Below are 10541 nucleotides of genomic sequence, written 5' to 3' on the forward strand. Positions count from 1 at the left end.
ACAATTCGTAAGCACTTTTTTTCCCGACGGTAGTGAAAATGGTTTCCGGTCGATCAATCTATTTTGCAGGTCTGTTCGTTGTCTGCGCATCCGTAACAGGCAGCATTTTGCTAGCCCAAGACGCAGCTGGGCAGAAGGGGGCGGAAAACGATCCGTCGACGCAAGAGCAAACCGAGTTTGCCCCCGGCGTCGTCACGGTAATCCCGCCAGCGCCCGATCCAAAGGAAACTTTCGACGGTCCGTTGACGCTTCAAACGTTGCTCGACGGGCATCCCGAGATTCGATGGGGTGGTGATTCGCATCCCGAGGGCAAGCCACACTTTGATCCACGCAGCCAAATGCTGACCGAGATGGCCGAAGAAGTCTTCTTGCGACGCGAAATCTATGCGTTTGAGTTTTCGTTCAAACCGCTGCGTCAAATCTACATTGACGTGCCACGTTCCGATGGGCGGATGCAACGAAAATTGATTTGGTACTTGGTTTTTCGCATCCGCTATCGCGGTGGTGATTTGCGACCGGCGGCAGATGTCGTCGGCGGCAAAGAAATTTTCGAGCGAATCGAATCGGTTAGCTACCAATCGCGGCGAATTTTCCCGATGTTGGTTCTCAACAATCGTATCAGTGGCAAGCGGTACGTCGATCGAATCCTACCAACAGCGAAGCAAAAAATTGCCATTCGCGAACAGATCACTGCACCGCTCTACAACACGGTCGAAATCTCGCGAGCCGAAATTCCTCAGTCGACCGATCCAGCCTCCCCTGGCGTATGGGGTGTGGCGACGTGGGAAGATGTCGACCCCAAGCTAGATTTTTTGTCGGTGGACGTCTTCGGTTTGACCAATGCGTTCGAACAAGACGGGGAAGGGCCTGACGCACCTTACCGCAAAAAAGCACTCCAATTGAACTTCTATCGTCCGGGGGATGCGGTCAAGCAAACCGAGGACAAAATCCGTTTTGGAGTCCCTGCCTACGAGAAAAAGTCCGAGCAAGAGTACTATTTAAAGCAGTACGGTCTCGACAAGCGACTCGACTATCAATGGATTTTCCGGTAGGATTCAGTGTTGGTTTTAAAGGGTCAGACCCTTTCTTGAGCAAAGCAAAATGAGTGGCAAGCCGCTCGATTAGCAGATCCACACCACACAAGTCCATCTGCGGCTGACCTGCAAATGAAGCACGGGTCAGCCGTTTTCTGTTGAGTAAGAGCACTCGTTATGTTCGTTGATCGTGTCCGCATTGAATTGCACGCTGGTAGAGGTGGCGATGGCTGTATGAGTTTTCGCCGCGAAAAATTCGTTCCCAAGGGGGGGCCCGATGGCGGTGATGGAGGCGACGGCGGCAGCCTAATCCTCCACGCTCAAGACGGCGTGAACAGTTTGGCAGCATTCGCCAACCGCCGATTCTACAAGGCTCCCAAAGGCCAACCGGGCCAAGGTTCGATGCGTTATGGGCGCGGCGGCCGCGATCAAAAGTTGCTCGTGCCGACCGGTACCACCGTGATCGATGCCGAGAACGGATTTGTGATCAAAGACTTAACCGACGAAGGGGAAGAATTCGTCATCGCTCGTGGCGGCAAAGGTGGCCGTGGTAACGCTTCGTTCAAAACCGCTACCAATCGTGCCCCGCGTGATCGAACACTCGGCGGAGACGGCGAAATTCGCGATGTCATCCTAGAGCTTAAATCGATCGCCGATGTTGGGCTGGTGGGATTGCCCAATGCGGGAAAGAGCACGCTATTGAGCCGAATTAGTGCCGCGCGTCCCGAGATCGCTGATTATCCCTTTACCACCAAACACCCCAACCTTGGGATCGTGGAAGTTGGTATCGAGCGTTCGTTTGTCCTTGCCGATATCCCTGGATTGATCGAAGGGGCAAGCGATGGAATCGGGTTAGGACACGAGTTTCTCCGCCATGTCGAACGGGCCGGTTTGTTAGTTCACTTAGTGGAACCTGCCCCTGTCGACGAGAGTGACCCGATTCAAAACTACCACGCAATCCGCGCCGAGCTAACTCAATATGATGCATCACTTGGTGAACGGGACGAGATTGTGGTTGTTTCCAAAGGAGAGATGCCGGGCTCGGAAGCAATTTGTGAAACGATCGCAGAGCAAACTGGCAAAGAAGTTTTCTTGATCAGTGCGGTCACAGGCGAAGGGCTCGACCCGCTTGTACTTGAGATCATGGAACGGGTCGAACGTCGGCGCGAGGCGCTTGCCGATGCAAAATCGAATCGTCCGTCGCAACCGAACGCCTCCGAATCAACCAAGGGCGAGAAAAAGAAACGTCCGAAAAAGTTGCCACCTCACCTGTCCGGCGCAACGGCACAATTGTCAAACGAAAATCAACCACGTGATTTCGATGACGAAGCGTACGAACAAGATATCGCGACCGATACGGAGAGCGATAAATGAGTGGCCCCGTCGCCTTGGTCGCGGTCGATGTCGGGAACACGGCCGTGAAATTGTCGATCGAGCCGCTTGCCCCTTCCGAAGGTGCTTCATTCAAACTGGTCCATGCGTTCAAGCTCGACCGAGCGAATTGGCCTGCGGCCATTGTCCAATGGGCCCAGTCAACGGCGGCGGCAAGCAAGTTGTCGCTCGAACAATCGCATTGGTTGATTTCGAGTGTCCAACGCCGCGCAGCCGAAAAATTGCGTAAACAGATTGCCCAGTCCATTCCCTCGACGACGCTCCAACAGATCACTCACCACGATGTGCCGATGAAGATGCGAATCGATGCACCCGGCTCGCTCGGCATTGACCGATTACTCAGCGCGTTTGCGGCCCAAAACCGGTTCAAGACTCCACTGGTCATTGTTGACGCCGGTTCGGCGGTGACGGTTGATTATGTGAATGCGTCAGACGAATTTTGTGGCGGCGCGATTTTGCCAGGATTGAACCTGCAAACCAACGCCTTGGCCACGGGGACCGACGCGCTGCCACCGATCGATTGGACCGACACGCCCTCGCTCCGCATTCCAGGAAAAAACACTTCGGAGGCAATTCAACTTGGCGTATTGACCAGCGTCACCGCAGCCATTGACCGGCTCGTGCAGGCCTATGAAAATGAAACGCAGCAAGGTGATGAAGTGACGGTTGTTTTGTGCGGCGGTGATGCACCCGTGATCTCGGGTTGGGTCCAACACACGCACACGGTCCAGCCCGAATTGGTGCTCGAGGGGCTGTGCGATTTGGTCCGACCACCAAAATAGTGTCGCTTTGCAGTGGTGCACGGGCTAACCTAGTTTCGCGGGCCAACAGGCTTCCGCGGGCCAACAGGCTTCCGCCGAACGACAGGTGACAAATTCGGTTTGAAATGCAAAAGCAAAGCGGAACTCCTTTTCTTCTCCTCCAATTAAACTTTGTCGATGCAGTCTAAGAAGATCTCCGACCTGCTGCCAATTCCTGACGGGGTGAAAGATCCTCATCCGTATCAGGTGTTCGGCTTGGAGGATGGCGAACCCAATCTGCAGTTGATCGTAACTTCGATCAAGCAAACCGTTCGCCGACTCGAAGCTGCCAAGCCAACCGCAGACCCTTCGGTTTGGAATCAAGCCACGGCGATGATCAACCAAGCTCGCGAGATTTTGCTGAACCCTGGCCGCAAGAAGGAATTTGACGTTCGCTTGGGGATTGTTGACTTCGAAGCATTACCCTCGGTCCCGCCTCCTCCCTCGCAATCGTCGGAGTCACCATCGGCCTCGTCTGATCCACTTGCCGGGCTGCTACCCAACACCGATCCACTAGCCGGGTTATTGCCAAATAGCGATCCGCTTTCAAAGCCGCAGCCGGATCACGTGCCGCATCCCAGCCCAGTACCGAGCCCCGATTTTGGCTCAGTACCGAGCCCCGATTCAAGCCCAGTACCTAGCCCCGATTTCGGCCAGTCGCCCGTTTCGGCTGACTCGCCCGTTTCGGCTGACTCGCCGACAGCGTCGCGTGCCGCCGCGCGGCCGTCTCCCACCGTATCGGTCCGTAATCGAAAACCGGCCCAACGTCGTCACAAATCCCATTTGGGAACGTTCTTCTTTGGGCTCTTATCGCTGTCGCTTACCGGCCTTATTTTCGGCTTGGTTTGGTTTACAGTTTGGGGGCCAGGCAAAATTGAGGTGACTACGTCGGACGATGGCTTTTCAATTTCGACCAAGCCCAGCGAACGTGCGGGCGTCCAAACCACGCGTCCCGACGATGAACAAAATCGCAATCGTAACCGACGCGTGTTCGATCCCGTCTTAGGCAGCATGCCTCGGGAACCCTTCAAGTCGCGGCCAAAGCCGCAAGCAAAATCACTTGCCGACAACCTGCAAGCGAACGGGACGCCGGAACTTGTTCCGGACACCGAAAACGACATGATGTCGGGCGTCGAGCCAGAACCCGATACACAAATGACTCCGGCAAACGAAACCGAAATGTCTGCGGCGATGGAAACCGAAATGCCATCCGAGCCGGAAATGCCATCCGAGCCGGAAATGCCATCCGAGCCGGAACTGACATCCGAGCCGGAACTGACACCCGCTCAGATGGCGGCCCAAGAAACATTAATTGGCGATGCAACCCGGGCGATCATTTCAGCCGATTGGCAGCGGATGAAACCACTGGCACAGCAGGCGACGGAGTCGCTGGGAACGGACGAACAAATCGCTCGCGCCGAGTCGCTTTACCAATTGGCGGACTTAGCGGTCCACTATAGAAATGGCATTCAACGAGGGATTGCGGCACAGAGTACCGGAAGCGACTTCGAAGTAATCAAAGGCGTCCGCTTGCTAGTCGTCGAGCCCAACCCGGAGCGACTGGTTGTCCGACGGAACGCCAGGAATTTTGAGTTTGCGTTCGACGAAATCCCTCTTACCCTCGCCCATAAACTTGCGACTTTTGGCATGAGCCCCGACGATCCCGAAACGGTCGCGGCGAAAGCGGCTTTTCAAGCGGTGTCAAAAAAGGCCACGCCCCAACACCGCGACCAATCGATCCGCTGGCTCAAGTCGATGGCGGAACCAGTCGAAGGCGTGGACCTACAACAAGTCGCCAAAACGATCGCGGAACTGAATTTTTAATGAACTATCGAATCCCATTACTATCACTTGCCTTGGTTGCCGTTCTCGGTGGCGGGAGACTTTTGGCCGACGACGTCGAGCCGAACAACACAGCGACACCCAATGCGGTCATGGATCGCATTGCAGCCGCTTATCAGCAAGATGACCTTGCCGCAATGCTAGATGAGTTTTCGGACGATGCCGCCATTACTTGGTACTCCGCTGAAACGAGCCATCGGAACGAAGACTTTATCGAGATCCACAAAAGGCTTTACAGCGGCGAGGCTTCGTCGGTGGAAAACGTCGATCACGAGATGAACGTTGACGACGGGTTCATTGTCGTCGACGACAATACAGCGATTGTCGAAGGAACGATCGCGGATCACTTCACACTTGAAGACCGTTCCGAATTCACGCTTGAAAGTCACTGGACGGCGACGCTTGGCCAACAGGACGCCGATTGGCAAGTCGTTAGTTTTCAGGCAACCGCGAACATCTTCAACAATCCAATGCTCAACCAAGCCAAAGGATCGCTAGCGACATCGATGCTGGCGGCTGGCCTTGGAGGCATTCTGCTAGGCTTTGTCTGCGGTCGACTATCGGCAAAACATCGTCGTTGATCCGAACGATTGATCCGACCGGCAGCGATCACACCGATTTGCGTTTTCGCTGCAATTCGATCTCGTCGAATGTGTAAAGCTTTCCGGTGCCTGCGCCCGGACAGACCTCGCACGCCTGTTTCCAATCACCACGTTTCTTCACGGTGCTATCCCAAAATGGCCACGTTCGACATTGAATTGGCCGTGATTCGTAAACCGTGCATTTACGAGACTCGGGACCGAGCAAGATGCAGTCACCGTCGGGATACTCTTTGAGGCTTTTTTCGCGGCCGACTTGGCGAACAAATTGGTGCTCGAACGCATCGATTTCCATTTCCATTTCTTCGGCCATGGCAGCGATTTCTTCTTCGTTGACCCACACAAACCCAGGCGCACCGCTGCAACAATCACCGCACTGCGTGCACTCGAACCGCAGTCCTTCGGCGTACCACTTCTTTTTTTTGTCGTCTTTCTTCTTACTCTGTTTCTTAGCCATGCCCCGATTGTGGTACCGATTACGGTGGCAGGTCAAGCGTAGGCGGGCTTGCCTATCTTGACTCTGATCGTCGACAATGAGCGACTTACGACATTTGGTGAAATTAAATCCGAGGCTGTGTGATGATGAAATCCGTTGCTTACACGATCCTTTTTCTAGCTGTCTTATCGGGCACTGCGACCAACGTTCAAAACGTTTTGGCGGAATCGCCCGCCAATGTCACCCAAGCAGATTCGGTGATACAAGTTTGGCCGGAACAACCGCCAACCTGGACCGCGCCGAGTGAGTCACAGCGTGACACTAGTACACCCGAGAGCCGCCAAGTCGGCGGTAAAGATGTGGTCCGCTTGGGGTACGTCTCGACGCCTGAAATGCACGTCTACCATGCCAAAAACACCGAAAAATCGGAAACGGTCATCGTTGTTTGCCCCGGCGGTGGCTATTCCATTTTGGCATGGGATTTGGAAGGCACGGAAATTGCCGAATTCCTTCGCGAAATCGGGGTGACAACGGTAGTATTAAAGTATCGCGTTCCTACTCGCGAAGAATCACAGTCGTGGAAGGCTCCGGTACAAGATATCCAACGAACGATTAGCATGATTCGCAGCGGCGCGGTTGCGGGGCTTGAGCCCAAGCGTGTTGGAGTGCTAGGCTTTTCCGCTGGCGGGAACGCGTCAGCGAGAGCGGCGACGGCGACCGAGCGGTTTTATTCGCCCATCGATTCGAACGATTCAGCCGGTTTTTCCCCTGATTTCGCCGTTTTAGTCTATCCAGCGTGGCTGGTGGAAAAAGAAAACCCGACTAAGCTATTGGACGAGATTCGGGTGACCGAATCGACTCCTCCAATCTTTTTCGCCCACGCTCGCGACGACCGGATCGATTGCCTAAATAGCGTGACGATGTTTAGTGAACTTCAAAAATACAAACAAAATGCATCGCTACACGTGTTTGCCCAAGGTGGACACGGCTTTGGCGCCCGCCCCGTTGGCAATGCAACGGATGCGTGGCCCGAATTATTGGAAAATTGGATGCGTGACCAGGAGTGGATCGGAAAGTGAGTAGTGTGACAAATTCAATCGCAGCATTAGTGTCGAGAGAATTCGGCAGTGATGACTTGGAGTCAGAGATAGGCGACGCCCCCATTCGCATTGACCAAGAATGGGCCAATGCGCTGACTCATGGTGTAGCCACTGCGGTATCGATTGTCGGAATGGCTTTGTTGGTCACCAAAGCATTTGAGCAGAGTACCGGTTTAGCAATCGCATGTGCTGCCTACATGCTAGGTGTGATCGGCACCTTTGTTTCATCCACTTTGTCGCATGCGATTTTGCGTCAACCGTTGCTGGATCACTTGCGTGCGTGGGATCAAGCGATGATCTACACGATGATCTCAGGCACCTATACACCGATCATCTACACCTGTGCTCCTGATGCCGTACGAACACCACTATTGATCGCGATTTGGGTTGCCGCTGCGATCGGATTTTTTCACAAAGTCATGATACGTCACCGAGTGAACTCGATTGGCACGATCTCGTACTTGCTACTTGGTTGGTTACCTGCGTTGCCACTGATCGGCAGCATCCCGTCGGGCCTGATCTTCTCGATGTTCGTCGGCGGCGTCCTGTATTCGCTGGGCGTCATTCTATTGGTCAATGACTCGCGAATTCGCTACCTTCATGCTGGATGGCATGTCGCTGTCATGCTTGCCGCAACATGCCATTTTTTGGGCATCTATTGGTACTTGGTTTAGCCTTTACTTCTTCTTTTTGATGTCGGGCCGGCGTCGCTTGTTCGGACGTTCGGCTTTCACCTCAGGCTTGTTGACTTGATCGCGGATCCGCTCGGCCAAAGTCGGCTTTTTCTTTCCGCTTGCGACGACCGTTCCATCCACCGTGCTAAGGTCAAAGTGCTTTCCTTTGGGCAAAGTCTTTTTCACGAGCACGCGTTCGCAAATCCCCCACAAACTGCTGGTAATAAAGTACAAGCACAATCCGGCGGGGACTCGGAAAAAGAACAATCCCATCATCAACGTCATGATGTTCATCATCTTTTGAGTCATCGCGGTTTGTTCGTCCGTCGCCGGTGGCATGAACAACTTTTGCTGCAACAAGAACAATCCGACCACGATCACAGGCAGGATGTTGAAATACGGCCCCAGCCATCCGGTACCTCGACCGGACAAGTAGTCCCACATCCAATCGCCCCAATAGGTCAACATATCGGGGCCGGCCAAGTTCGAAGCCCAATTGGTCATCGACGAAAGGGTCTTTTGACGCAATTCAATGTCGACCGACAACGCTCGATACAAGCCGATAAAGATTGGCAACTGAAAAAACATCGGCAAACAACCTGCCATTGGATTGAACCCGACGCGGGCCTGCAATTCACGTTGTGCCTTCATGCGGCCTTCCATGTCGTCTTTGTACTGTTCGGAGATCTTTTTGAGCTCCGGTGCGAGTTCCTGCATCCGCTGGGCATTGACGGCTGCTTTGCGGCTCAACGGGAACATCGCGCCACGAACTAGCACCGTCAAAACAATGATCGAAATCGCATAGTTCCCGATCACGCTAGCAAGAAAATGGAGCAATCCGGCTAGCAAATTCGCAAAGTACGAGAACCAACCGTAGTAGATCACTTCGCCTAGTCCATATGGCGCGACCACTTCGGGGTCTTTGGGACCAACGAACATGCGAAGATTTTGCCGGATCGCTTCATCGGGCGCCAATGTCGCGGTTTCGCTGTTCAAGTAGAACGAGACATTCACGGCACGTTCGCGGTGTCGTTCAATCGCGTCCGAATCCGCGACGATTTCCGCCGTGGCTCGTGCGAACGTGTTCAGAAACTCGTCACTTTCGGGCGGCAGGTAAGCGGCAACGAAGTATTGAGCATCGATGCCGATGTATTTAAGCGCTTGCGATTTTTCGCCTGTGTCTGGGGCAAAAATCGTTTGATCGGCGTCTTCGGGGGTCTTCTTGGCTCGCTTCAACAACGAGTAACCACTAATGAATTGCCGGCCATCGGCTGCGGTCTTGTAAGCGATATCGCGTGCAGCCGCACCACCCCAATTCGGTGTAATCTTGTTGCTATACCACCAACCTTCCATGGTCACGCCGTTTGGTCCAGCCAAGCGATAAGCCAAGTCCTGCGGTTGATCCCCTCGGTTGCGCACTTCCACATCCATATCGACGACATAGCTCGATTTGGGCAATCGGTAGGTCCGAGTCAACTCGACTGCTTGGCCTTTCGCTTTGGCCAATTCAGCAGCCGTTAGGTTCAACTTGAAGGTAACTTGCTCAGCGGCATCCTGGCTTCCTTCACCCACACCATCGACCGCCACACCATCGACCGCCACACCATCGGCAGTTTGCACCGACCAGACCATTTCCGCTGGGTCGGCCACACCTTCGATCGATTGTTTTCCAATTTCAATTTTCTTGCGATTGACTTGCGACAAAGTCATCAGACACGACAATCGCGTCAAATTTCCTTTGACTTGATCGTCGCCGCCATCGCGAGCGAGTCGAATCAGGTCGAGCGGGTGTTCGCCGAGTTTTACGGATATAGTCACTTCGGTCGGTTCGCTGTTCGGATCCTCTTTTCTCAAAACGGTCATCTCGATCGTCTTGCCAGGTTTCGTTTTCAATAGCGAGGCATTGATGTCTTCGCGATAAACAATCGGTTTGCCGTTGACCATCGTAATGATGTCGCCCACTTTCACTCCGGCAACATCCGCCGGGGTGCCTGGGCCGACCACGTTCACGGTGACACCGTCGAATTCGGAATCGGAGGTAGCGGCAAAGTAACCGAGGTAGCCGGTGCGGATATCAACACGGCGATACTTCAAATCCGTGCTGTTGGGCTCTCGCTCGGTCAATTCGATTCGCTCGACCGCACCACCTCGACTGGTCAATGTGATCAGCATTCGGTGGCCGCTCGTTGGGTCCATTGACCCCAACGTTACCCAGGTCGGCGTCTCGGTCCGATCCGATGGAACCACGTCTACGGCGGCATCATTTGCATCCGCAACATCCGTTTCGCTCGCATTTTCGCTGCTGTCCTCCGTGCTTTCGGCATCCTCCGCAGCAGGATCATCCATCTCGGCAACCTCGGCTGCGGCATTCGGTTCCACCTTTGGTGGCTCGGGTAGCAGCATCGAGCGCAAGGTGAAATAGACGAAGAAGAACGCCGTCGAAGTGATAATAAAGGTGAAAAGACGCCGTTCCACGGTGATTCCAAACAATAAAGAGAGGTGAGATGCGATTTGGCCAATAGTGGGTTATTCTGACAGCCAACGGAAATCTTGGGAAGGCGTTCGTCTCTATACGGGTGCAAAACCCCATTCCCCATTCCCCATTCCCCATTCCCCATTCCCCATTCCCCATTCCCCATTCCCCATTCCCCATTCCCCATTCCC

The 10541-nt window shown here is 54.1% G+C and carries 9 protein-coding genes; 7 read left to right on the forward strand and 2 right to left on the reverse strand.

The genetic code is table 11. From position 1 onward, the window contains the following. The first annotated feature begins 38 nt into the window (after window positions 1-38). The 5 genes from CA13_RS06670 (at window position 39) to CA13_RS06690 (ending at window position 5649) form a co-directional block, all read left to right on the forward strand. Window positions 39-1052, forward strand: coding sequence for a hypothetical protein (locus CA13_RS06670; RefSeq protein WP_146395162.1), 1014 nt, complete (start codon window positions 39-41; stop codon window positions 1050-1052). 159 nt (window positions 1053-1211) lie between these two features. Next, window positions 1212-2408, forward strand: a complete 1197-nt coding sequence (gene obgE, locus CA13_RS06675; protein WP_146395163.1) for a GTPase ObgE — start codon at window positions 1212-1214, stop codon at window positions 2406-2408. Further along, a complete protein-coding gene (locus CA13_RS06680) occupies window positions 2405-3208 on the forward strand; it encodes a type III pantothenate kinase (protein ID WP_146395164.1) in 804 nt (267 codons plus the stop codon). The genes obgE and CA13_RS06680 overlap by 4 nt, the downstream gene beginning before the upstream one ends. A gap of 156 nt (window positions 3209-3364) precedes the next feature. Then, on the forward strand, window positions 3365-5050 hold the full coding sequence (locus CA13_RS06685) for a hypothetical protein (protein ID WP_146395165.1): 1686 nt from the start codon (window positions 3365-3367) through the stop codon (window positions 5048-5050). Beyond that, on the forward strand, window positions 5050-5649 hold the full coding sequence (locus tag CA13_RS06690) for a nuclear transport factor 2 family protein (RefSeq protein WP_146395166.1): 600 nt from the start codon (window positions 5050-5052) through the stop codon (window positions 5647-5649). The genes CA13_RS06685 and CA13_RS06690 overlap by 1 nt, the downstream gene beginning before the upstream one ends. 28 nt (window positions 5650-5677) lie before the next feature. Here CA13_RS06690 and CA13_RS06695 read toward each other — a convergent pair whose 3' ends face one another. Then, window positions 5678-6124 carry a YkgJ family cysteine cluster protein gene (locus CA13_RS06695; RefSeq protein ID WP_146395167.1) on the reverse strand — a complete coding sequence of 149 codons (447 nt, stop codon included), beginning with the start codon at window positions 6122-6124 and terminating at the stop codon, window positions 5678-5680. Window positions 6125-6246: 122 nt separating this feature from the next. Here CA13_RS06695 and CA13_RS06700 point away from each other — a divergent pair, with 122 nt between their 5' ends. Together CA13_RS06700 and trhA are read left to right on the forward strand one after the other, a co-directional pair. Next, complete coding sequence (locus CA13_RS06700; RefSeq protein ID WP_146395168.1) at window positions 6247-7182, forward strand: alpha/beta hydrolase; 936 nt, start codon at window positions 6247-6249, stop codon at window positions 7180-7182. 5 nt (window positions 7183-7187) lie between these two features. Then, on the forward strand, window positions 7188-7877 hold the full coding sequence (gene trhA, locus CA13_RS06705) for a PAQR family membrane homeostasis protein TrhA (RefSeq protein WP_419194016.1): 690 nt from the start codon (window positions 7188-7190) through the stop codon (window positions 7875-7877). Between the two features lie 3 nt (window positions 7878-7880). On the opposite strand, the gene CA13_RS06710 is transcribed toward trhA, so the two are convergent. Then, a complete protein-coding gene (locus tag CA13_RS06710) occupies window positions 7881-10352 on the reverse strand; it encodes a YidC/Oxa1 family insertase periplasmic-domain containing protein (protein ID WP_146395169.1) in 2472 nt (823 codons plus the stop codon). Window positions 10353-10541: the final 189 nt, after the last annotated feature.

Source organism: Novipirellula herctigrandis, assembly GCA_007859835.1.
GTDB classification, from domain to species: domain Bacteria; phylum Planctomycetota; class Planctomycetia; order Pirellulales; family Pirellulaceae; genus Novipirellula_A; species Novipirellula_A herctigrandis.

What these genes read in the sequence shown, in the direction of transcription:
- CA13_RS06680 (WP_146395164.1), top strand. Translation starts at nt 2,405, where the DNA reads ATGAGTGGCCCCGTCGCCTTGGTCGCGGTCGATGTCGGGAACACGGCC.
- CA13_RS06685 (WP_146395165.1), top strand. Translation starts at nt 3,365, where the DNA reads ATGCAGTCTAAGAAGATCTCCGACCTGCTGCCAATTCCTGACGGGGTG.
- CA13_RS06700 (WP_146395168.1), top strand. Translation starts at nt 6,247, where the DNA reads ATGATGAAATCCGTTGCTTACACGATCCTTTTTCTAGCTGTCTTATCG.
- CA13_RS06695 (WP_146395167.1), bottom strand. Translation starts at nt 6,124, where the DNA reads ATGGCTAAGAAACAGAGTAAGAAGAAAGACGACAAAAAAAAGAAGTGG.
- obgE (WP_146395163.1), top strand. Translation starts at nt 1,212, where the DNA reads ATGTTCGTTGATCGTGTCCGCATTGAATTGCACGCTGGTAGAGGTGGC.
- CA13_RS06690 (WP_146395166.1), top strand. Translation starts at nt 5,050, where the DNA reads ATGAACTATCGAATCCCATTACTATCACTTGCCTTGGTTGCCGTTCTC.
- CA13_RS06670 (WP_146395162.1), top strand. Translation starts at nt 39, where the DNA reads ATGGTTTCCGGTCGATCAATCTATTTTGCAGGTCTGTTCGTTGTCTGC.